The organism is Vicinamibacterales bacterium, assembly GCA_036504215.1.
Taxonomy (GTDB): domain Bacteria; phylum Acidobacteriota; class Vicinamibacteria; order Vicinamibacterales; family Fen-181; genus FEN-299.
Genome location: DASXVO010000035.1, coordinates 310183 through 331924, shown reverse-complemented (window position 1 = coordinate 331924; position 21742 = coordinate 310183). Strand labels below are relative to the sequence as shown.

General features: G+C 67.9%; 20 protein-coding genes and 1 tRNA gene. 7 read left to right on the top strand and 14 right to left on the bottom strand.

The features are described from left to right. Nucleotides 1-158 precede the first annotated feature (158 nt). Nucleotides 159-467 carry an ATP-binding domain-containing protein gene (locus VGK32_10115; protein ID HEY3382112.1) on the bottom strand — a complete coding sequence of 103 codons (309 nt, stop codon included), beginning with the start codon at nucleotides 465-467 and terminating at the stop codon, nucleotides 159-161. Nucleotides 468-1397: 930 nt separating this feature from the next. On the opposite strand from VGK32_10115, the gene VGK32_10110 reads away from it, so the two are divergent. Then, nucleotides 1398-1610, top strand: a complete 213-nt coding sequence (locus VGK32_10110) for a hypothetical protein (protein HEY3382111.1) — start codon at nucleotides 1398-1400, stop codon at nucleotides 1608-1610. 28 nt (nucleotides 1611-1638) lie between these two features. Here VGK32_10110 and VGK32_10105 read toward each other — a convergent pair. Continuing rightward, a tRNA-Ala gene (locus VGK32_10105) sits at nucleotides 1639-1714 on the bottom strand. 654 nt (nucleotides 1715-2368) lie between these two features. Between VGK32_10105 and VGK32_10100 the strand changes: the two genes are divergently transcribed. The 4 genes from VGK32_10100 to VGK32_10085 are packed head-to-tail and all read left to right on the top strand — an operon-like array spanning nucleotide 2369 to nucleotide 7134. Then, nucleotides 2369-2740, top strand: a complete 372-nt coding sequence (locus VGK32_10100; GenBank protein ID HEY3382110.1) for a rhodanese-like domain-containing protein — start codon at nucleotides 2369-2371, stop codon at nucleotides 2738-2740. A 16-nt stretch (nucleotides 2741-2756) separates the two neighbouring features. Beyond that, the gene (locus tag VGK32_10095) at nucleotides 2757-4685 is read left to right on the top strand and encodes a DUF2723 domain-containing protein (protein HEY3382109.1); all 1929 of its coding nucleotides are present in this window, start codon (nucleotides 2757-2759) and stop codon (nucleotides 4683-4685) included. A 30-nt stretch (nucleotides 4686-4715) separates the two neighbouring features. Continuing rightward, a complete protein-coding gene (locus tag VGK32_10090; protein HEY3382108.1) occupies nucleotides 4716-5384 on the top strand; it encodes an outer membrane lipoprotein carrier protein LolA in 669 nt (222 codons plus the stop codon). Then, a complete protein-coding gene (locus VGK32_10085; GenBank protein HEY3382107.1) occupies nucleotides 5365-7134 on the top strand; it encodes a hypothetical protein in 1770 nt (589 codons plus the stop codon). The genes VGK32_10090 and VGK32_10085 overlap by 20 nt, the downstream gene beginning before the upstream one ends. Before the next feature lie 32 nt (nucleotides 7135-7166). On the opposite strand, the gene murA is transcribed toward VGK32_10085, so the two are convergent. From murA to nagZ, 5 genes are all read right to left on the bottom strand, one after another. Then, complete coding sequence (gene murA / locus VGK32_10080) at nucleotides 7167-8426, bottom strand: UDP-N-acetylglucosamine 1-carboxyvinyltransferase (protein HEY3382106.1); 1260 nt, start codon at nucleotides 8424-8426, stop codon at nucleotides 7167-7169. 19 nt (nucleotides 8427-8445) lie between these two features. After that, nucleotides 8446-9384 carry a UDP-N-acetylmuramate dehydrogenase gene (gene murB / locus VGK32_10075; protein HEY3382105.1) on the bottom strand — a complete coding sequence of 313 codons (939 nt, stop codon included), beginning with the start codon at nucleotides 9382-9384 and terminating at the stop codon, nucleotides 8446-8448. A gap of 58 nt (nucleotides 9385-9442) precedes the next feature. Then, nucleotides 9443-10849 carry a UDP-N-acetylmuramate:L-alanyl-gamma-D-glutamyl-meso-diaminopimelate ligase gene (mpl, locus tag VGK32_10070; GenBank protein HEY3382104.1) on the bottom strand — a complete coding sequence of 469 codons (1407 nt, stop codon included), beginning with the start codon at nucleotides 10847-10849 and terminating at the stop codon, nucleotides 9443-9445. 82 nt (nucleotides 10850-10931) lie between these two features. Continuing rightward, entirely contained in the window at nucleotides 10932-11861 is a 930-nt protein-coding gene (locus VGK32_10065) for an LD-carboxypeptidase (protein HEY3382103.1), read from the bottom strand. Nucleotides 11862-11866: 5 nt separating this feature from the next. Next, nucleotides 11867-12967 carry a beta-N-acetylhexosaminidase gene (nagZ, locus tag VGK32_10060; protein HEY3382102.1) on the bottom strand — a complete coding sequence of 367 codons (1101 nt, stop codon included), beginning with the start codon at nucleotides 12965-12967 and terminating at the stop codon, nucleotides 11867-11869. Between the two features lie 94 nt (nucleotides 12968-13061). Here nagZ and VGK32_10055 point away from each other — a divergent pair, with 94 nt between their 5' ends. Then, nucleotides 13062-14051, top strand: a complete 990-nt coding sequence (locus VGK32_10055; protein ID HEY3382101.1) for a hypothetical protein — start codon at nucleotides 13062-13064, stop codon at nucleotides 14049-14051. Further along, complete coding sequence (polX, locus tag VGK32_10050; protein ID HEY3382100.1) at nucleotides 14044-15771, top strand: DNA polymerase/3'-5' exonuclease PolX; 1728 nt, start codon at nucleotides 14044-14046, stop codon at nucleotides 15769-15771. Before VGK32_10055 ends, polX begins: the two co-directional genes overlap by 8 nt. A gap of 31 nt (nucleotides 15772-15802) precedes the next feature. Here polX and VGK32_10045 read toward each other — a convergent pair whose 3' ends face one another. From VGK32_10045 to VGK32_10015, 7 genes are all read right to left on the bottom strand, one after another. Next, complete coding sequence (locus tag VGK32_10045; protein ID HEY3382099.1) at nucleotides 15803-16087, bottom strand: hypothetical protein; 285 nt, start codon at nucleotides 16085-16087, stop codon at nucleotides 15803-15805. Continuing rightward, nucleotides 16087-16905 carry a hypothetical protein gene (locus VGK32_10040; GenBank protein HEY3382098.1) on the bottom strand — a complete coding sequence of 273 codons (819 nt, stop codon included), beginning with the start codon at nucleotides 16903-16905 and terminating at the stop codon, nucleotides 16087-16089. The genes VGK32_10045 and VGK32_10040 overlap by 1 nt, the downstream gene beginning before the upstream one ends. 12 nt (nucleotides 16906-16917) lie before the next feature. Then, on the bottom strand, nucleotides 16918-17823 hold the full coding sequence (locus VGK32_10035) for a RodZ domain-containing protein (protein HEY3382097.1): 906 nt from the start codon (nucleotides 17821-17823) through the stop codon (nucleotides 16918-16920). 59 nt (nucleotides 17824-17882) lie between these two features. Beyond that, a complete protein-coding gene (locus VGK32_10030; protein ID HEY3382096.1) occupies nucleotides 17883-18575 on the bottom strand; it encodes a thiamine phosphate synthase in 693 nt (230 codons plus the stop codon). A gap of 1 nt (nucleotide 18576) precedes the next feature. Beyond that, the gene (locus VGK32_10025) at nucleotides 18577-18804 is read right to left on the bottom strand and encodes a hypothetical protein (GenBank protein ID HEY3382095.1); all 228 of its coding nucleotides are present in this window, start codon (nucleotides 18802-18804) and stop codon (nucleotides 18577-18579) included. 12 nt (nucleotides 18805-18816) lie between these two features. Continuing rightward, a complete protein-coding gene (locus tag VGK32_10020) occupies nucleotides 18817-20934 on the bottom strand; it encodes a tetratricopeptide repeat protein (protein HEY3382094.1) in 2118 nt (705 codons plus the stop codon). Between the two features lie 62 nt (nucleotides 20935-20996). Continuing rightward, nucleotides 20997-21668 carry a ribonuclease HII gene (locus VGK32_10015; GenBank protein HEY3382093.1) on the bottom strand — a complete coding sequence of 224 codons (672 nt, stop codon included), beginning with the start codon at nucleotides 21666-21668 and terminating at the stop codon, nucleotides 20997-20999. Nucleotides 21669-21742: the final 74 nt, after the last annotated feature.

Sequence of the window (21742 nt, the reverse complement as noted above, 5' to 3'; positions counted from 1 at the left end):
GCCTCATGCACCCAGCTTGACGTCAGCCGAATATCGCCTCTTCAATAGACTGCGGTCGCGTGGCCATGTGCGTTCCGACGCATGTGTGCCATGACTCTGCCGCAGAGTCAGCCGATTTCCTGATTGGCATGGACGGCGTCTTCGGATGACGGTCACCATCAGATGACAAAGAGCGGACTCGGGTTGTCTCGAGACACAACCAGCAGGACGTGGTATTTCGCGCGGCTGAGGGCGACGTAGAGCAGGCACCTTGCATCCAGTGTATCGGGAAGAGTCTTCTTGTCGCAGGGCATGACGACCACGCTGTCGCACTCCAACCCTTTGGCCGTGTAGATGATGCTGATCGCTCTGGGCGGCGGCTTCGGCCGCGAGTAGGTGCGGCGGTGCGTAATCTCCTCAAGTCCGGCATCAGGTGTCTCGAAGCCACCAAGACGGATGGCGTCCCGGAACTCGCAGTAGCAGTCCATCTCAACCTCCTCGAAGGCGCGCCGCCGGCAAAGGGATCGTGAAACGCCGGCAGCTTGTAGCGATCGAAGAGTTCCTTCGCCCGCGGGTGGTCGGCGTTTTCCGCGCAGGTGTGTCGCCAGCTCTGCCAGATTTCCGCCCGGGCGGCCTCCAGCACCGCCTCGTTGGTCGTGTTCTCCCACTTCACCAAGTTCTTGATGATCTCGAACAGCCGCTGGCGTTCCTTCTCCTGCTTCTTCTCGGTTGGGAAAAGATCGGGATGGGCCGAAGGGTCGTCCACCATCTGGGCGAAGATGACCGCCCGCGCGGCGGCCAGCGGCCGTGAAGATCACCGACATCGAGGCGCTGACGCCAGCCCTCTGGCAGCCGGCCCGCGACCTGTAGCTCGCTTACCTCTGACTTACGAAGGATAGGGTCCTGCGTCAGCCGTGCCGGTAGTTCCGCCTGGGGATCCCTTGGCTTGGCCTTGGTGATTGTGTCGCGCCTCCGATTCCAGGCTCAGACGTCTCGCCACCTCCGCGAGGTCTCCGCTCTCAAACTGTGGCGAAGGGCAATCGCCATCGCAATGGCCTGGGGGAATCGCGCCGGCGGGATGTTCTCGGACTTGCCGACGGTGTCGACGAACAGGTCGTCGATGTAGAGTTCTTCGAGCAGCAGCAGGAAGAGAGCGCCATTCCATTTCAGTCCGGTCAGGCGCCGGGCGAGTTCCCTCAGCGCGGGGATCCGCGAGTTTGCGCGCCAGTCGGTCAGCTCGGTGCCCGCCTAGCCGCGTTCGCGTGCGCGGTCTTTGGTTGGGATCGGACGGCGGCTCGCTCGGCGTTTCGGCTTCCGGCCCCGTGCTTCTCTCATGGCAGTTCCCCCCGGCGTTGACCGCGTGGAGACTCCGAACTGCCCTAATCCAATTGCACCGGCTGGACCTGGTTGTTGAGGTGATGAATTCCCAGCTGGCCATCAGCCGGATGATCGCCGAGGGCCACAACGACCATACGGTCATGGCGCTCTCCGGCCACTCATCGACGCGTATGCTCGAGCGGTACACCCACCCCACCCAAGAGCACAAGATCGGGGCGCTCGAGTCGATCGGGCAGGCCCTGGACGCCACAATCGCCCGAACGAGCCCCTGTACGCGCAAAACGCGGGAGTGAAATCCCGCGTTTCTCTGAGCATATTGTTTGGTGGACGGCAGGAGGCTCGAACTCCCGACCTCCGCGTTGCGAACGCGGCGCTCTCCCAGCTGAGCTAGCCGCCCACTCTTAGACGGTCCGTCGCGACCGCCGACGGAATCACGATTCTAGCATGCCATCGAATCCCGCCGCAACGAAACGCGCGGGACGACGCAGGGGAGAAACGCGTCCGAGACCCACCCCTGCCGCCCGCGAACAGCACTGCTGCTGAGCGCCGGCAACGCGGCATCTCAGCCGGCAGCGACGTGGTGACGCCTGCCTTTCCCGGCGTCGCACGGGTGCGTTTTCGCACAGAGCGATCGCTGGCACTCCAATTGCCATCCTGTGACCGCGAGGGCGCGACGCACCAAGAGGAGCCTCCTGCGGGACGCGTCAGAACGCATTGGTTCTCGCGAGAACGGCGCCATGTGGGACTGGATCAACTGCTACCTGCTCGGACGACACGAGAACAGCGTGTGGTGCAACCAGGGAACAGTGCACCTGAAGTGTATGCGCTGCGGACATTGTTCACCCGGATGGGATGTCGAACACCACGACGCGGCCGCGCGCGCGGCACGAGCGCGCCGCCGATGGTTGTTCGCGCAGATTCGAACCGCGGGACCGAAGTAACGCACTCCTTTCGGGCAGGCCGAGCCCCCACGTCCCGCGGAGTGCGCCCCGACTTTCCACCTCGACTTTCCGCGCTTGACACCGTCTCGGACCGGCGGGGACAATACGCCATGCCCGTTCAGCGCATCTCCAAGGAAGATCTGAGGCAGCGGCTCGAGGGCGATGCGGCCGCGCGCCCGACGATTCTCGACGTCCGCCTGAAGTACCCGTACGAGCACAGCACAATCCTGCTGCCGGGTGCCATTCGCATGGCGCCAGGGTCGATCGACTCGTCGCGCATTCCGCGCAACCAGGACGTCGTGGCGTACGATTCGGATCCGGACGAGATCTCGAGTTCCGGCGTGGCCACCGAGTTGATCAAGCAGGGCTACCGCGTGTCGGTGCTCGCCGGCGGCATCGCCGCGTGGGCCGGTGCCAACTTCCCAACCGAGTCGAAGACGGCCCCAAAGCCCTCGCCTCCGGCAGCCGCCGCGAAGGCGTAGTCGGACGAAACGCGCTGTGTCCTCCACGCGCCTGCGCCTGCTGGCCGCGGCCTCCCTGGCGGCCGTCGCCTTCCTGCTCTACGTCACCACACTGCTTCCCGGCCAGGATCTCGGCGACACGGCGTCGTTCCAGACCGTCACCGGCCGGACAGTCCTGACGCCGCGAGAGGGCTACCCGCTCTACTACGCCGTCACCAACGTCTTCCTCCACCTCCTGCCTGGCGAACCCGCGCGCGCCTGCAACCTCGCGTCGGCCGTGGAGGCGGCGCTGGCGGTTGGCCTGCTGGTGCTCGTCGGCGCGGAAGTCGGCGGCACGGTCGTCGCCGGACTCGTCGCGGGACTGTTCCTCGCCGGCTCCTACACCTTTTGGTCGCAGGCCATCATCGCCGAGGTCTACTCGCTCCACCTCTTCCTGGTCGGCGCCTGCGTGCTGGCGCTCCTCGCGTGGCATCGGCGGCCGACGCTTTCGCGGCTGTCGCTCTTCTTCGGCATCTTCGCGATCGGATTCGGCAACCACCTGTCGATGGTGCTGTTACTGCCGGGCTTCGCGCTGTTCCTGCTCGTGGCCGCCCCCGACGGTTTGCGGTCGATGCTGCGGCCGCGCGTCGTGCTCCTCGCGGTCGGCATCGCGTCGCTCGGCGCGCTGCAGTACTACTGGAACTTCTCCGCCCTGATCGCCGAGCCCGACCACGCCGGCCTCGTCGAGATGCTGAAGTCGTTCTGGTTCGACGTGACGAAGACCGACTGGCGCGCCGTCATGGTCGTCGGAGTTCCCAACTCGACGATTGGCGACCGGTTCGCCATGTACTGGTTCGACGTCGGCCAGCAGTTCGGCGTGGCGGGCGTGATGGCCGCGCTCATCGGCCTGTGGGCGGCGTGGGTGCGCCGATGGCAGATCGGGCTGCTGCTGGCCGTGTTGTGGATCGTCAACTGGGGCTTTGCGTTCACCTACAACGTCGGCGACACGCACGTCTTCTATCTCCCCTCACACTGGGCGATCGCGCTGGCCGCCGGGTGCGGCGCGGGCTGGCTGGTCGAGCGCGTGGACCTGGCTGGCGCGCCTCCGCGGGGCGCCGGACCACGTCGCGCCTGGCAGGTACCGGCCCGTGTGGGCGCCGCCCTGGTTCTGCTGGCCTACCCCGCCTGGCGGGCCTACGACACCTACCCGGCGATGGATCGCAGTCGCGACTGGGGCCCGAAGCAGTTCTACGACGGTCTGGTCGCGGGGCTCGACAGCAACCGCGAGATCCTCGGCGCGGACATGAACTGGCAGTTGCACAACGGCCTCGACTACTACAGCAAATGCACCCGCCCGGATCTGGTCATGTTCGACGTCCCGGAGATCATGCTGACGTTCCCGTTCCTCGTATGGCACAACCAGGAGATGGGACGTTCCGTCGCACTGACCGAAGGCTCGGCGGCGATGCTGCGGGCGGCGTACGGCGATCTGCTGCCGATTGAGCGTGACCCCAGGGCCGCACAGCCGACGCTTGCAGAGAAGATTGCCGCGCTGCCGCGCGGGACGAGTTACGTGCTCGGACTCATCGAGGGCGATCCCGACACGCCGGTGGACCAGGCTGAGCTGGCCAATGCCGCTCGGGCGCTGGGATTGCGCCCGAACGACCTGCCGCGAGCCCGATTCGCCGTCCTGGCCGGCCGAATCGGCGAACCGCCCGTTGCGCGGGAGGCCGGCGAGCGGCCGTTCCGACTGAGGACGGCAATGGCCGGCCACCGCCTGGATGTCCGCATGGAATGCTGGCTGCCCGCCGACACCATCCGGCGCATGGGCTTCGGCCACGTCATCGTCGATCGACGGCACGCGCTCACGCTCGACCGCGGCGTGTCGTTCGTCGCGCTGAACGAGGACGGAACGCCACGGGCGACCGGGTGGCTCGGCGGCCTGTTCACGCCCCAGACGCGGTTCATCATCCGGCCGGGTAAGTGATATCGTTGCTGATGAGCCCGTTGGGCCAACATGCTGACTATCGCCGCTGCCGTGTTCGTCTCGATGCTCGTCGCGACGCCTGCCCCGCCGCAGGCGTCGAGGCCGGCGCAGGACCTCGCCCGCGACCTCCAGAGGAAATACGATCAGGTGCGCGACTTCTCGGCCGACTTTCTGCACACCTACGAAGGCGGCGTGCTGCGGAAGAAGGTCACCGAGCGCGGAACGGTGCTGATCAAGAAGCCCGGCAAGATGCACTGGACCTACACGTCGCCCGAGAAGAAGGAGTTCGTCTCCGACGGCGTGAAGATCTACTCGTACGTGCCGGAGGATCGCCAGGTCGTCGTGACGACGGTGGCGCCGGCCGACGAGGCGAGCAGTCCGGCGCTGTTCCTGGCAGGCAAGGGCAATGTGTCGCGCGATTTCAAGCCGTCACTGGCCGACTTCCCAGGCATCGGACCGGGAGAGGTCGCGCTCAAGCTCGTGCCGTCCGCGCAGCAACGGGAGTACGACTGGCTGGTGCTCGTGCTCGATGTATCCAGCCTGCAGATTCGCCGGCTCGTGACCACCGACGCCCAGGGAGGCACCTCCATGTTCGTCTTCACGAATCTGAAGGAGAACGTCGGGCTGCCAGACAAGGCGTTCACGTTTGTCATCCCGCGCGGAGTGGAGCTGATTACAGATGCAACCCGCTCGCGCTAGTGGACCGCGGCTTTGCGCCGGCCCACGCTGCCTCATCGGCGTTCTTCTCCTGCTCCTCGTCACCGGGTGCGCGTCCACGCAGATCGCGCGGCGCGGCCGCGAGGCAGAGGCACGGCAGGACTACGATCGTGCCGTCGCCGAGTACACGCAGGCGTTACGGCTCAACCCCGGCAACCTCGACACGCGCCTGGCGCTCGAGCGCTCGAGACTCCGGGCGGCGGAGTTCCACTTCGGCCGCGGGCGCCGGTACGCGGCGGTCGGCAAGCTGGAAGAGGCGCTCGTCGAGCTGCAGATTGCATCGGAGTTGAATCCGACGAGGGGTGACATCGACAAGGAACTGCGGACGGCCCGAAGCCAGCTGCGGGCGCGCGTGGCGGTTGCGCGGGAGGGCAAGACGCAGCTCGAAACGCTCATCGAGCGGACCCGCGACATCCCACCGCCGGGACTCGACCTTCCGCACGACATCAAGCTGCCGGCATCGCTCGTCTTCCGCGAGGCGGGCAGCCGCGACGTGTTCACCGCGCTCGCGCGCTTCGCCGACGTGAACGTGCTGTTCGACCCCGCGTTCCGCGACGTGCCGGTGTCGATCGACCTGCGCAACGTCGACTTCGAGAACGCGCTGAACGCGCTGTCAAGCACGACACGTAACTTCTACCGCGTCACCGCGCCCCGGGCGATCACGATGATCCCCGACACGCCGGCCAAGCGCCGGGAGTACGAAGAGGAAGTCGTCCGGACGTTCTTCCTGAGCAATGCGGATCTCAAGGAGACGATTGACCTGCTGCGGATGGTCATCGATCTGCGGCGGATTGCGCCGACGACGGCCACCAACGCCATCACCATCAAGGACACGCCAGAACGAATCCAGGCTGCCGGCCGGGTGATTGCGGCCATCGACAAGGCGCGGCCGGAGGTCGTGGTCGACGTCGAGTTGCTCGAGGTGGATCGCACGCACATGCTCGAGTACGGCATCCAGCTCGCGTCGCCAGGCTCGACGCAGAGCCCAGGCATCGACGGACAGGCCGAGGTCAACCGCACCGGGATGACGCTTCGCGACCTGACGGCCCTCACGTCGTCCAGCGTCTTCCTGACGGGCCTGCCGTCGTTGTACTACCGGCTGATGAAGAGCGACGGCAACACGCGGACGCTCGCGAACCCGCAACTTCGGACCTCTGAAGGCATCACCGCGCAGGCGAAGTTCGGCGACCGCGTCCCGGTGCCGATGACGACGTTCTCGCCGATCGCCACGGGCGGCGTCGCGCAGCAGCCCATCACGTCGTTCAATTACGAGAACATCGGCGTCAACATCGACCTGACACCGCGCACGCACCACAACGACGACGTGTCGCTGCAGCTCAAAGTCGAGGTGAGCAGCATCTCCGGCAAGGGTTACGGCGACCTGCCCACGTTCGGCAACCGTTCGGTGACGACGGTAATCCGTCTGAAGGACGGCGAGACGAGCATCCTCGGCGGGCTGATTCGCGACGACGAGCGGACGGTGCTCGACGGCATCCCTGGCGTGAGCGACATCCCGGTCGTCGGCCGCCTGTTCGGCCGCAATCACCGCGAGCGCCAGCAGACCGACATCATCCTCACCCTGACCCCGCACATCATCCGCGTGTTGGATCTGTCTGAGACGGACCTGCGGCCGTTTCGCATCGGTCGCGATTCTGGCGGGAACTTCCTGGAGCCGCCCGTGGAGATTCCGCCCCGCGACGTGCCGAAGCCGCCCATCAAGGAAATCAAATAGTCGTTGCCTGCGGCGCCCACCACGCGCCCGGCTCAGGCCTCGATGCGCTCGACCTGCGCCCCGAGCGCCTGCAGATGTCCCGTCAGGTTCGCGTATCCGCGCTCGACGGTTTCGAGCGGGCCGAGGCGGCTCAGGCCGTCGGCCGCGAGAGCAGCGGCAGCGAGGGCCATCCCGGAGCGGAGATCGCGCGTGTCGAGCGTCCGGCCGCGAAGGCGCTTCGGACCGGTGACGATGATCCGGTGCGGATCGCAGAGGAACAGATCGGCCCCCATGCCGCTCAACTGCTCGAGCGCGAACAGGCGCAGTTCGTACATCCAGTCGTGCAGCAGCGTGCGGCCGGTCGCCTGCGTGGCCAGCACGGTGATCAGGCTGATGAGATCGCTCGGCACGCCGGGCCAGAGGCCGGTGACGATGCGGGAGCCGCCGACGGGCGACGAGGGCACCACGCGAAGCAGGTTGTCCTCGAGTTCGCAGCGGACCTGCATGCGGTGGAGCACCGATGCCACGACCTCCATGTCGGTCGCGCGCACGCCCTCGACGTCGATCGCCCCACCGGTCACGGCTGCCACGACGGCCCAACTGCCGGCCTCGATGTAGTCGCCGCTGAGGCGATGCGAAGCGCCCCGCAGGCGGGCGGCGCCCTCGACGCGGATCGTGTGGGTTCCTTCGCCGGTGACGCCCGCGCCCATCTTCCGCAGGAACTCGCAGAGCTCGACGACGTGCGGTTCGCAGGCGGCGTGGCGAATCTCCGTGGTGCCCTTGGCCGCGGCCGCGGCCAGGAGGGCCGTCTCGGTGCCGGTGACCGAGGCCTCCTCGAGGTACATCGAGGCGCCATGGAGTCCATGCGGCGTCTCGAGCACGTGGCCCTCGCCTTCCAGTTCGCGAGCACCCATCGCGCGCAGCGCCTCGAGGTGCATGGCGATGGTTCGTCGCGCCGGAAAGTCGCCTCCCGGCGCCGCGAGGCGCGCGCGGCCGAGGCGCGCGAGCATGGGACCGAGCAACAGTACCGACCCACGCAGGCGGCCGACGAGGGCGCTCTGGGGCTGGTCGCGCTCGACCTTCGCGCAGCGAATCCGCAGCGTGCTGGTGCCGATGCCGTCCACGGTCGCGCCGAGATCCGCGAGCAGGCGCGCCATCACGGTCACGTCGCTGATGCAGGGCACGTTGGTGAGGACGCATTCCTCGTCGGTCAACAGGCAGGCTGCAACGAGCGGCAAAGCGGCGTTCTTGTTGCCGCCAACGACCAGCCGTCCGGACAGGGGACGACCGCCTTCGATCAGGAGTGTGGACATAGATTGACCGGGCAGGACCTCAGCCCTGCCGCCCGACACATCGGATTTCCTCGCGCAACTCTACCCCGAATCGCTCGCGCACGGTACGCCGGCACAACGTCATCAGGGCCCAAATGTCGGCCGCCGTCGCGCCGCCCTCGTTGACGATGAAATTGGCGTGGGTCGTTGAGACTCGTGCTCCGCCGATCGCGTGCCCCTTGAGGCCGGCGCGGTCGACGAGCGCGCCGGCGGACGGCGGGATGCCCTCCGGCAACCGATCGCGCGCCGGATCCGGATTCTGGAAGATGCACCCGGCGCTCGGCGTGTGGAGCGGCTGCGTGCGCTTGCGGTGCGCCAGTGAGCGCCGCGCGATCTCGCGGAGGTCGGCGGGATCGGCGCCGGGGCGAAGGAGGAATGTCACCGACAACGCGATCTCGCCGGTCTCCTGGAGCCGGCTCCGATCGTACGCGAAACCGAGGTCGCGCGCCGGCACTTCGGCGATGCGGCCATCCGGCGCCAGGAGCCTGACGCACTGAACCAAGTCGCCAATCGAATGCCCGCCGTAGTGGGCGTTGCCGAAGACGGCGCCGCCGACGGTGCCCGGCGTGCCCGCCCAGGCCTCGAGTCCCGCGAGACCACGCCCGATCGTCCAGCGGACGACGCTGTTCAGCAACACGCCGGCGTCGGCCCTCACCTGCGAGCCCCCGTCGAGGCCGACGTGTCCCCCCTTTGGACGAACGACAACACCACGAATGCCCGCGTCCGACACGAGCACGTTCGACCCGCCTCCGAGGATCGTCACCGGGAGACCGTGCCCGCGCGCGAGCGTGACGGCCCGCGCCAGTTCATCGCCGTCGCGTACCTCGAGCAGCCAGTCCGCCGGCCCGCCGACCCGGAAGGTGGTCAGGGGCGCGAGCGGCACGTATTCCCTCAGCCGCTCCGGTCCGAACGCCGCATCAATGGCCTCGGTCCACGACATCGACGTCTCCCACGGCGCCCGATCACCACGGGCACCACGAACACCAGGTCCCTGACGATCAGCCAGCGGCGCGCAGCGCGTCCATCACCTTGCCGTGGATGCCGCCGAAGCCGCCGTTCGACATCAACACCACCTGGTCGCCTTCCTTCCGCTCCCGCACGAGCGTGGATACGATCTCGTCCACGCCCTGAATGTGGCGGGCTCGCCGGCCCGGCCGTTCGATGTCCGCAACCAGTTGGTCGACCGACAGCCGCTCCGACTCGGGCAGGTTCGATCGGAACACGGCCGCGATGATCACATCGTCGGCCGCCTCGAACGCCTCGGCGAACGCCTGCTGGAACACCTTGCGGCACGACGAGGCGGACCGGGGCTCGAAGACGGCGCGGATTCGGGACGACGGATGCGCGGCACGCAGGGCGCGCAGCGTCTCCGCGATGGCGGTCGGGTGGTGCGCGAAGTCGTCGTAGACGGTCACGCCGGCGACCGTGCCGAGGGCTTCGAGGCGGCGCTTCACACCCTTGAAGCTGGAAAGGCCGTCCGCTATCGTGCCCGGGTCGAGACCGACCGCATGGCCGATGGCAATGGCGGCGAGCGCGTTGCGCACGTTGTGCGCACCGAGCAGCGGCAGGTGGAACTGGGCGTAGCTCTTTCCCCCGAATCGCACGCCGAACAGCACGCCGCCGTCTTTCACGCGCAGATCGTAGCCATACCAGTCGGCGTCGGACGCCAGCCCGAACGTCTCGACAGGTGAGCGCGCGAATTGGTGCATCGCTGCCGCCTCCGGGCTGTCGGTGCCGAGGAGCAGCAGGCCGTGGCCGGGCACGAGGTTGACCAGGCGCCGAAACGCCAGCCGGATCTCGTCCAGATTCGCATAGATGTCCGCGTGGTCGAACTCGATGTTGCCGATGACCGCGATGTCCGGCAGATACTTCAGGAACTTCGCCGTCTTGTCGAAGAACGCACTGTCGTACTCGTCGCCCTCGATGACGAACTCGCGCCCCTGTCCGAGGCGGTAGCTCGACCCGTCCGCGCCGAAGTTCGCCGCGATCCCGCCGACGAGCATGCTCGGGTCGCGGCCACCCACCGTCAGCAACCAGGCCGCCATGGACGTCGTGGTGGTCTTGCCGTGCGTGCCTGCCACCACCACGGACCGCGCGCCCCAGAGGAACTGCTCGCGCACGGCCTCCGGCAGTGAGCAGTGACGGATCTTCCGATCGAGCACCTCTTCGACTTCTGGGTTCCCGCGCGACACCGCGTTGCCCACGATCACCAGGTCGAGATCCGCCGTGATGTGCTCTGCCCGATAGCCCGACAGCGTGTCGATCCGTTCCTCGGCGAGGAACGTGCTCATGGGCGGATAGAGGTTCTGGTCCGAGCCGCGAACGTCGAACCCTTCCTGCTTGAGCATGGCCGCAAGGGTGGCCATCGCGGTGCCGCCGATACCGATCAAGTGGATGCGTTTCATGGTTGTCGTCGCCAAGGGCACGGGCGAGACGCCCGCGCGATACCTGTCACCGAGGCAGCCCGTGCCGCTCAAGCGGCCGCCTCTAGTCGGTCACGGCGGCCTCGGTAATGGCCACCACCGAATGCGGGCCCGCCACCACGCGTGCAGACACGCCGAACGGAAGCGTCAGCGCCGGGCCAGCCGTATGGCCCGACGGCAGACCGAACAACACGGGCCCGGGAAACTCCGACGCCAAATCCGCCAGCACGCTCCGGCCCGTCAGCGAGCTGTCGCCAGGCTCGTCGCAGCCCGGAAACGTGCCGAACACGATGGCCGTCGCGCGACCGAGAATCCCTGCCAGCCGGAGCTGCGTCCACAGCCGATCGAGGCGATACGGCCGTTCGTTCACGTCCTCGAGGAAGAGGATGCAGCCGGCAGGCGGGTCGAACGCGTACGGCGTGCCGAGCGACGCGCACAACTGCGTGAGGTTCCCGCCGTAGAGCGCGCCACCGGCCTCGCCGGGTTTCACCGCCTCCAGGTCCGACGCGGTCAACTCCCCAATCGGATCCAGGCTCGCTACCGCCCCGAGGAACGACCGCTTGTCGTAGCCGTCAGCCCCGCGGTCGAGGCGGCCCGCCACGGTCGGGCCGTGCATCGATACCATGCCGCAGTTGCAGGACACAAATGCGAGCAGCGACGTCAGGTCGCTGTAGCCGACGATCGGTTTCCTGGCCGTGCGGATCTCGTCCACATCCAGGAACGGCAGGACCTGCACGCTCCCGTATCCGCCGCGCACCGACAACACCGCGCGAACGGACGGGTCTGCCAGGGCCCGCCGAAGGGCGCCGGCGCGCGTCCGCGCGCTGCCAGCCAGGTACGCGCGTCGTTCGAACAAGCTCTCGTCGTAGGCCGGCTCGAATCCAAGGCGACGAATCTCCGCGAGCCCCGCCTCGAATTCGTCGCGCTGAAACGGGCTGGCCGGTGCGACCACGGCCACACGATCGCCGGTCCGGAGTGCTCGCGGCTTCAACATGGTCGTCAGACGAAGCGTCGCATCTCCTCCGCAATCAGCTGATGAGTCGTACAGCCCAGCACGGACGGGAGCGTCGCGGCTGGTTTCGGTCGCCAGGATCGGCCCAGCGAGACGCCGGCAAACCGTTCTTTCGCGAACCGCTGATGCTGCAGGGCATTCTCGATCCGCTTGTAGGAGATCTCCTCCTGCTCCACCGCATGGACGAGCGCTTCGAGGGCGCTGGCGTGAGCCGCACAGTCCGTGCCGCACAGCAGCGCGACGTCACAACCTGCGGCGATGGCACCGCTGACCGCACGCTCGCGCGACATCCGCGCCGAGATGGCCTTCATCTCCAGATCGTCGGTGAACACGAGGCCGTCGAAGCCGAGTTTCTCTCGCAGCAGTCCCTGCACGATCGGCTTCGACAGCGTCGCCGGGTGCCGCTCGTCGAACGCCGGAACCAGGAGGTGCCCCGTCATCAACGCCGCGACATGCGCGTCGATGGCCGCCCGGAACGGCACGAAATCCACGGCGTCGAAGGAGTCGGGCGGGTTCTCGATGAGCGGCAGATCCAGGTGCGAGTCGACGCCCGCAGCGCCGTGCCCGGGGAAGTGCTTGCCGCAGGCCGCCACGCCGCCGTCCTGCAACCCCCGGATGATTGCCGTCCCCAACGAGGCCACGGTGTCGGCGCGGTCGCTCAGTGCGCGGTCGCCGATGGCGGGGTTCTTCGCGTTCGTGAGCACGTCGAGCACGGGCGCGAAATCGATCGAGATGCCCACTTCCCGCAACTCGAGCGCCAGCGCACGCGCGAAGCGCTCGGCCAGGGCTGCGTCGCCCGAGCGGCCCAGCGCGGCCATCGGCGGCCATTCGGTGAACCCCCTCTTCAGCCGGGCGACCCGGCCGCCCTCCTGGTCGATGCCGACCCAGAGAGGAAGATCACGCGCGAGTTGTCGCGCCTCGACGGCAATCTCGGCCACCTGCTCGGGCGTCTCGACATTGCGCGCGAACAGGATGATGCCGCCGAGATCGAACTCCCGCGCCAAGGCCGCGATCTCCGGCGGCAGTGTCGTTCCCGCGAACCCCACCACCGCCAACTGCCCGACATGTCGATGCAAAGCGACCGGCACGATTGGATCCTCCCCGGTTGATCATTATAGGCGCTGGGCCCTGGGCACCGGTCTCCTGGCTCCTGACTCCTATTCCGTGACGCTATAATATGTCGTGCTCATTCATTCCTCCGCTCCGACCCGCATCGATCTGGCTGGCGGCACCATCGATATCTGGCCGCTCTATCTGTTCCACGATCAGGCGCAGACGCTGAATGTCGCGATCAGCCTGCTCGCACGCGCGACGATTGAGTCGCGCGACGACAGCCGCATCGCCATTCGGTCCGAGGACACGGGGCGGTCGATCGAGGTGGCCGACTTTCGCGAGCTGACGCTCGACGGTGACCTCAGCCTGCTTCGCTGGTTGCTCCACTTCTTCCGCGCCAAAGGTCTCACGTTGACGACCCGCGCCGAATCTCCGGCAGGAGCCGGGATCGCCGGCTCGTCGGCGCTCAATATTGCCGTCTGCGGCGCCATGTCCCGATGGACGGGCGCAAACTACGACCACGAGACGTTGCTGCGCATCGCGATGAACGTCGAGGCCCAGGCGATCGCCGTGCCGACCGGCGTGCAGGACTACCGTCCCGCCCTCTACGGCGGCATCTCCGCCGTCGAGCTGGGCGTCGACACCGTCACGCGCGTCGCGCTCGAGGTGGATCCCCGCGAGCTCGAACGCCGAATCGTCCTCTGCTACACCGGCGCGCCGCGCAACTCGGGCACGAACAACTGGGAGATCACCAAGCGGCACATCGACGGCGATCGTCAGGTCTTCGACTGCTTCGAGCGGATCCGAGACACGGCCGTGCGGATGCGCCAGGCGCTGGCGCGCGAGGATTGGGACGAAGTCGGCCGGCAGGTTGCCGCCGAGTGGGAGAATCGCAAACGGCTCGCGCCGGGCGTCACCACGCCGTTCATCGAACAGCTCATCACGAAGGCCGGCCAGGCGGGCGCGACGGCGGCCAAGGTCTGCGGCGCGGGCGGCGGCGGCTGCATGTTCTTCTACGCGAAACCAGCGGACACCGACGCCGTGCGGCGCGCCGTGGCAGACGCCGGCGGCCGGTTGCTCGACTTCAAGGTCGAAACCGAGGGACTTCGGATTGGATAACCTGGCCATTGCGCGCATCCTGGGTGAGATCGGCGACCTGCTCGAGATCAAGGGCGAGAACCCGTTCAAGATCCGCGCCTACCGGACGGCCGCTGATACCGTCGCGAACTGCCCGGAGCGGGTCGCCACCCTCGACGCCGCGCAACTGCTCGGTCTGCCGGGAATCGGCAAGGACCTCGCGTCGAAGATTCTCGAACTGGCCGACCACGGCGCCATCACGTTCCACCAGGAACTGCTCGCGGAGTTCCCGGTCACTCTCCTCGACATGATGCGACTGCAGGGTGTCGGACCGAAGACTGTCGCACTGCTCCATCGCACGCTGAACATCTCCACGGTCGAGGGCCTCGAGGCGGCGGCCCGCGAAGGCCGGCTGCGCGGGCTCAAAGGCATGGGCGCCAAGAAGGAGGCGCTGATCCTCAAGGCACTCGACGAACGGCAACGGCACCTAGGCCGGCATCTGCTCGCCGAGACGCACGACGTCGCCACGGCGCTGCTGGCGCACCTCGGAGCGATCGCCCCCGCGACGGAGTTCATACCGGTCGGGAGCCTGCGGCGCGGCACCGAGACGTGCGGCGATCTGGACGTCCTGGCGATCGGCGGCGAGCCGGCCCTCATCGAGGCCTTCACGAAGTATCGACTGGCGGAACGCATCCTCGGCCAGGGCGACACCAAGGGCAGCATCCTGCTCCGCGGCGGCTACCAGGCGGATCTTCGGCTCGTCCCGCGCGAGAGCCGCGGCGCGGCCATGCAGTATTTCACCGGCTCGAAATCCCACAACATCGCGCTGCGTGACCGCGCGATGGCACGTGGTCTCAAGCTCAACGAATACGGCCTCTTCAACAACGCCAGTGGCGCCGCGGTCGCAGGACAGACGGAAGCGTCGATCTACGAGGCGCTCGGCCTGGCGTACATCGAGCCCGCGCTGCGCGAGAACCGGGGCGAAATCGAGGCGGCTGCCAAAGGCCTGCTGCCGAACCTCGTCGATCTGTCGGACATCAAGGGCGAGTTGCACTGTCATACGGATGCCACGGATGGCCGCGACTCAATCGAGGCGATGGCGGCCGCCGCCCGCGAGTCGGGTTTGTCCTACCTCGCGATTACCGACCACAGCCGGGCGCTGGCGATGGCCGGCGGGTTGGACGAGCAGGCGACGCTCCGCCACGCCGCGAGAGTACGCGCGATCGGCGCGAGACTCGAGGGCATCACGCTGCTGGCCGGCATCGAGTGCGATATCCGCCCCGATGGCTCGCTCGATCTCGCGGAGGACTGCCTGGCCCAGCTCGACGTCGTCATCGCCTCCGTGCACTCCGCGTTCAACCAGGATGAAGGACAGATGACCGAGCGGCTGCTGCGGGCGATCGAGTCGCCGGTCGTGGACATCATCGGCCACCCGACCGGGCGGTTGCTGCTCCGCCGCGATCCCTATGCCGTCGACATGGGACGGATCGTCGACGCGGCCGCGCAACACGGTGTGGCGATGGAGATCAACTCACAGATCGATCGGCTCGATCTGAACGACGTGCACGCGCGGCTGGCGAAGGAGCGGGGAGTCAGCCTGGTGATCGACACCGACGCACATTCGGCCGGCGGTTTCGCGATGCGGCGCTGGGGCGTGACCGTTGCGCGCCGGGCGTGGCTGAGACCGGAAGACGTGCTGAACACGCGGCCAGTCGATCAGTTCCTGGCCACCCTTCGCAGGAACACGCGGGCAGGCCACTGACCGACCGGCTGCCGACGGGAAAGCTGCCGTTCTAGCGTCGACGCGTGGCGACGTCAGACTTCTGCACCTTGGCGGCCTGTCCGCCTTCCGGCGATTCCGCCTGTCCGCCTCCCCGCCTCCCCGCCTTCTGCGGCGCCACGGCGTCCCGCCACTCGGCGCGCATCTGCGCGAGGCCGTCCATGAAGACCGCGACGCGGTCCCGTTCATCCTCGTCGTCGATCGTCTTCAGCAGATCGATCGCCTTGTCCAGGTCTCTGGCAATCGTGGCGCGCGTCGCGCGCCGGTACAGCTTCTTGATCTCGGCAGCGGGGTCCATCAGCGCCTCCGGCCTTCGCCATGGACGAGGAGCCGGCGGGCGGTCGTCCTCACCGCCTCCGGGATGTTGCGATCCATCGACAGCATCCTCATGTCGCGCTCGGTCAGGCGATTGATGAGCGTCAGCGAGATGCCAACCGGAGTCTTCGCGTTCCTGGTCAGCGCGGCGATCACCGAGTAGTTCTTCGTCCAGCTGCGGTTCGTCCCGACGAGGCGCAGGACCTCGTCCGAGACGTTCGACATCCGGGCGATCGCCTCGACCTCGCTCTCGGACAGCTTCGGACTGCTCAGCACCGCGGCGGCCACCAACCGGTTGGCATCGCGAACGAGGATGGCCCGCTCCTCGCGGGTCCCGGTCATCGCCACCTTCACGCGCTCGCTCACGCTGAGCATGGCGAGTCGCTGCGCTGCCCCCTTGCGCTCTCCTTCGTCGTCAGGCGCGCCGGCTGGAGCCGCGTCGGGGGACGTCGCCGGTGTGTCCGAAGGTTCGGACACCTGAACCAGCGGCTCGCCGAGAGCGTCGTCGGGAGCAGCCGTTGTCGGCGAGATGCCGCGCGCGGCAAAGAAATCACGCATGCCGGCATCGACGTCCGGTCGCGCCAGGTGTGCCGCGACCGCCGCTACCGGAAGCAGGGCCAGTGTGGACTCCGCGGCCGCCGCCACGTCAGAATCGGCATCGGACACCAGCAGCATCAACAACTGGAGTTGCTCGTGCACGCGCGGCGCGAGCGCGCCGCGGGCGGCAAGCAGGCGGACGTCGCGCGGCACATCACCGCGCTGGAAGCATTCGACGAGCGGCGTGCGGGACGCTACATCCACGATGGGTCCAGACTAGCGAGGTTCGAGGAACGTCTTCAGGTTCTGGGCGTTGATTCGCGCGGTAGCAACCTGGCCGGCCGTGCCCAGCGGACGGCCAGGCTGACCGTCGAGCGAAAACGCCATTGCGCCGGCATCACCCACCGTGAGGCTGACCTCACCGTGCAGGTCGAGGTCCTTCCGTTCGCCGGGCCTCATCGTCGCCGTGAAGACCTTCTCGCCGTTGACCCGAACCGTCACCCAGCACTGGTCCTTGGGGACCAGGCTCAAGCGGAATCCACCGGGTTGTTGCACCGCTGGCTGCGTGGCAGGCGCCGGTGGAGTGGCCGTCGTCTCAGACGGCGCAGGCTGCGGCGACGTGGCGGCCTGTGTCTGGCCGGCAGCCCCTGCTGCGGGCGTGATCGTCGTATCCGGCAGGGCAGCCGTGGCGGGCGGCGCGAGTGCCGGCGGAGCGGGTCGCGGCGGCGCCGGTTCGGTCGCCTCCACCGGCTTCGCCGTGGGCGTAGCCGACGGGTCCTTCAACAGCGGCAGCCGTCCGCCGAAGCCGAAGTACATCACGATGAGCACGAGCGGCAGGCTCCAGCCGATGATCCGCCTGGTCCGGCCGGTCGCCGGCTCGTCATCGACGACGATCTTGTCCGGATTGGCCTCGTACGGGGTCGGCGTCTCTTCGGCCCCGGCGTCGGGGAACCGCGTCACGAAGCGGCGCACCGCCTCATCGACGTCGAGACCGACCTCCCGCGCGTACGCGCGCACGAAAGCCCGCGAGAAGATTCCGCCCGGCAACCGCGAGACGTCATTCCGCTCGAGCGCCTCGAGCGCGGGCACGGAAATCTTCGTCGTGGACGCGATATCGCGAAGGGAGATGCCGGCGTGTTCGCGGGCCTGCCGCAGGAACGCGCCAAAATCGTCTTCAGGCATGAATCGCCAACGTCATCTGGACACGAGGCCGCATCGGAAGGATGAATTGCGGCTTCATGTTAGGAAATCACCCGGTGTATGTCAAACGTCGCCCGCCACTCCCGCATCGACGCCGCCAGATGGCTGAAGCCGCCCGCGTGAGGCTGGAACAACCGGATCGCGGCCACACCGGCCGCGCCCGCCGCAGCGATGGCGGGAAGCGTCTCGGGCGTGACGCCGCCGATGGCGAGCACCGGAACCCGCACGCCGACCGCGGCACGATTCAGCTCATCGACGCCGACGGTTGTCTCCCCTCCCGGTTTCGACGGCGTCGGGAAGATCGTGCCGAGCACGAGATAATCCACAGCTCCTTCCGCGGCGACGCGGACGGCTTCGGCCGCGCTGCGGACCGACCGCCCGACGATCAGCCCCGGGGCGATCGCCCGCACGCGCTCGGCCCTGACGGAGTCGCCGCGCAGGTGGACGCCGTCCGCTCCGGCCGCGCAGGCCACATCCGCACGATCGTTCACGACCACTCTCGTCCGGGTGCCGGCCGCCCGGCGGGCGCACTCGTGCAGAATCCGGGTCAACTCGCGGGCGTCGACGTCACGCTCGCGCACGTGCACCAAATCCACCCCCGCGCCGACGGCTGCGTCAATCTGCTCGAACAGCAGATCGACGGCCGAGCGGGTCTGGCCGTGCAGCCGCTGCAGGGCGAGCCGGTCGGTCACCAGGCAGAACACGGGCGGCACAATCGCGCGCGGGACGGGCATGTCAGTGGTGGCGCGCGGTGAAGAGCGAGAAGAGTTCGGCGAGTCCGGCCGCGATGTTGATGACGCCGAGCCCGGTCACGGCGCCGCGCACGAAGTCGTTCCGCATCACCGCGCCGAGAAACGGCAGCGCGTGGCTGAAGTAGTTGCGATCCCAGAACGCGAGCCACGGCACGAACACGAGGAGCAGACCGACCTCGAGGAAGTAGACGATGAACAGCAGGCGTGTCAACAGGGGGACCTCTCACGCCTTCTGTGACAGGCGCTCGACCTGCGCCGCCACGTCGCGGTAGTCCGGCGCATCGGCTTGAAGTTCGAGAAAGACCGCCAGCGCCCGCACGATCTCTCCAGCCTCAATGAGCAGCGCCCCGAGTTCGTACAGGACTTCGTGGGACGCGTCGGTGGCGGCCGGAGCAGATTCGGCGGCGCGCTCGAACCAGTCGATGGCATCGTGGACGTGACCGGAGTCGCGGTGCAGGCGGGCCAGCATGGCCGAGGCGTCGAACCGGTGGCGCGGAGAGCGCACCACGCCTTCGAGCGTCCGGATCGCCGCCTCCAGATCGCCGGCATCACGGTAGGCCAACGCCAGGCGATACTGCTGTCCCGGGTCCCCCCCCTGACGAGCGGCATCGTCCCGGAAACCCTCGAACACGCGCTCGAGATTCTGACGTTCGACGGGTCCCGAGCGCGTCGCGCCCCCGGCCGGCGGACTGATGTCGAAGGAGATGTCGCCCATCGCGTCGCTGAGGTCGATCTCCATCACGTCGCCGCCGCCGTGCTCGTTCGAGTCGACCCCGAAGATCGTCGTAAGGTCGATCTCCGCCGGGCCGAGCGGAGCCCGACCATCGGCCGCCCTGGCCTTCGACCTGGCTTTTGCCGGCGGCGGCGCCGCCTCCGTCATCTTCGCGACTGGCGCCTCCGGTGCCGTCGCCTCGCCGGGGTTCGAGTCCATCGCGAAGTCGGTGCTCGTGAACGGCGAGTCGCCGCTCAGTCGGTCCGCGATAATCGAGTCCGGCTCGGGCTCGCCGAGCATGACCAGCGCCGACCGGAACCGCTCGATATTGGCCGACTCCCACGGCTCGCGGGCGACCAGATCCTCGGCGATCACTCGTGCTTCGTTCCCGCGTCCCGCCTTCAGGTACGCATCGGCCAACTGCGCCTGCGCGGCGTACATCGTGGCGTCGAGGCCTCCGTCCACGCAGATCTCGACGAGCTTCATCAGCGCGGGAATATGGCCCGGCACGCGGGTGACGTACTCGTGGAGGGCCGACGCGGCAGCCGGCCAGTCGCTGTCCGCCACGCCCGCATCGGTCGCGACGTCGATGCACTGGAACGCCGCGTCACTGTTCTCTTCGCAGAGCCGGCATCCCAACAGGACGACTTCCTCGCGGCGCGTCGGATCGCGCTCCAGGACCTTCGCGGCCAGCGCACGGCCATCGTCCAGGCGCCCGCCTCGCAAGTCGACCTCCGCCAGGCTCAACAGCAGTTCCGGATCGACGATGTCGCCCGACAGGCAGGCACGGGCCTTCTCGAGGTCTCCGCTCGCGATGTAGCTGCGGGCGAGCTGGCCTCGCGTGTCGTTGTCCTCCGGGTCCTCCTGGAGCGCGCGCTCGAGCGCCACGAGGGCCTCATTGGCCTGACCCCGGGCATACAGCTCGGCGGCGATCGCCTTGAACTCGCGTGCGGCGGTGGCGTAGGTGATGGCCCGCTCGATCTCACCGGCCGCCAGGCACCGCTCCACGAGCGCCGAACGGACTTCGACGTTGTCCGGGGCAACACTGAGGGCTTCTTCGAGCGCCCGGAGGCTCTCCGGCATGCGCCCGCGCTGCTGGAAGTCGGCGGACAACTGGATGAGACGCTGGAGTGCGCCGGCGACGTCTCCCAGTTCGTACGCGGCCTTCGCCGCCGTGATCCCGGCGTTGAGGTCGTTCGGGTCCAGCGCGCCGATGCGCAGTTGGATCTCGGCCGCGCCACGCTTGTCGCCCCTCTTCAGCCGCCGGTCGGCGACGTTGGCCAGCGTGGCCTTGGCGTCCGCCATCAGACCCTGCCGCTCGGCAATCTCCGCCGCGCGCAGCGCCGCGTGCTCCTCGTCCGGTTTCAGCTTGAGGATCTTCTTGTAGACCGCAGCCGCCCGAGGCAGGAACCCCTCCTCGAAGAAGTGGTCCGCGATGCGGGTGTAGTGTTCGATCGCGCTCTCGACCTGGCCGGCACGCACCAGCAGGTCGCCCACCGCGTTGACCGTGCTCCAGTCACGCGGCTGTTCCGCAATGACGTGCAGGTACTCCGCAATCGCCTGGTCCAGCCGGCCCTGGCGAAGGAACTTCTCGGCCTTTCGGAGTGTGGCGTCGCGATCGATGGCCACCGCGCCTCTCACCTCAACAGCAGTTTGTGGACGAACCGACCGCAAACCTCTCCCGCTGAAGACTATCGGTCGAAGGCCGGGCCTTCCCCAGTATCCCTGGTGCCGATCGTCTCGTCGATCGTATCAAAGAGCGACGGCGGGCGGAACGACCGTCTGTGGTTCGCCGAATAGCCGCATCGGCCGAGTGCCTCGAGGTGTTCGGCCGTCCCGTACCCCTTGTGCCGGTTGAAGCCGTAGCGGGGGTCGGCCTCGTGCAGCCGGCACATGAATCGATCCCGCACGACCTTCGCCACGATCGATGCGGCAGCAATCGCCGCGCACCGCGCATCACCGTGGACAATGCCCCGCTGGGCGACCATCAAATCCGGGATGCGGAACGCATCGACCAGGACGAAATCCGGCAGCGGATTGAGCGCCAGCACGGCGTTCCGCATTGCGCGGAGCGAGGCCCGATGAATGTTCAGACGATCGATCTCTTCCGGTTCGATCGAGGCCACGGCCCACGCCAGCGCGTGCCGCGTAATCTCGTCGTGAAGGCGTTCCCGCTCCGCAGGAGGCAGGAGCTTCGAGTCGCGAAGTCCCGGAATGTGATGGTCGGGATCGAGGACGACGGCCCCCGCCATCACGGGGCCGGCCAGGCACCCGCGCCCGACCTCGTCCACGCCGGCGATTCTGACGAATCCGAACCGGCGCAGCGAGTTTTCGACCGTGCGGGCGGCCCGTGGGCGGCTCATTGGTGGACCAACACGGAAGCAGCAAACAGGATTCAGGGGTCAGGGGCTGGCTCCTGGCTCCTGGCTGCTGGCTC

Coding starts and splice junctions, on each gene's coding strand:
- VGK32_10115 (HEY3382112.1), bottom strand. CDS start 467: ATGGACTGCTACTGCGAGTTCCGGGACGCCATCCGTCTTGGTGGCTTC.
- VGK32_10110 (HEY3382111.1), top strand. CDS start 1,398: ATGAATTCCCAGCTGGCCATCAGCCGGATGATCGCCGAGGGCCACAAC.
- VGK32_10100 (HEY3382110.1), top strand. CDS start 2,369: ATGCCCGTTCAGCGCATCTCCAAGGAAGATCTGAGGCAGCGGCTCGAG.
- VGK32_10090 (HEY3382108.1), top strand. CDS start 4,716: ATGCTGACTATCGCCGCTGCCGTGTTCGTCTCGATGCTCGTCGCGACG.
- VGK32_10085 (HEY3382107.1), top strand. CDS start 5,365: ATGCAACCCGCTCGCGCTAGTGGACCGCGGCTTTGCGCCGGCCCACGC.
- murA (HEY3382106.1), bottom strand. CDS start 8,426: ATGTCCACACTCCTGATCGAAGGCGGTCGTCCCCTGTCCGGACGGCTG.
- murB (HEY3382105.1), bottom strand. CDS start 9,384: ATGTCGTGGACCGAGGCCATTGATGCGGCGTTCGGACCGGAGCGGCTG.
- mpl (HEY3382104.1), bottom strand. CDS start 10,849: ATGAAACGCATCCACTTGATCGGTATCGGCGGCACCGCGATGGCCACC.
- VGK32_10065 (HEY3382103.1), bottom strand. CDS start 11,861: ATGTTGAAGCCGCGAGCACTCCGGACCGGCGATCGTGTGGCCGTGGTC.
- VGK32_10045 (HEY3382099.1), bottom strand. CDS start 16,087: ATGGACCCCGCTGCCGAGATCAAGAAGCTGTACCGGCGCGCGACGCGC.
- VGK32_10035 (HEY3382097.1), bottom strand. CDS start 17,823: ATGCCTGAAGACGATTTTGGCGCGTTCCTGCGGCAGGCCCGCGAACAC.
- VGK32_10030 (HEY3382096.1), bottom strand. CDS start 18,575: ATGCCCGTCCCGCGCGCGATTGTGCCGCCCGTGTTCTGCCTGGTGACC.
- VGK32_10015 (HEY3382093.1), bottom strand. CDS start 21,668: ATGAGCCGCCCACGGGCCGCCCGCACGGTCGAAAACTCGCTGCGCCGG.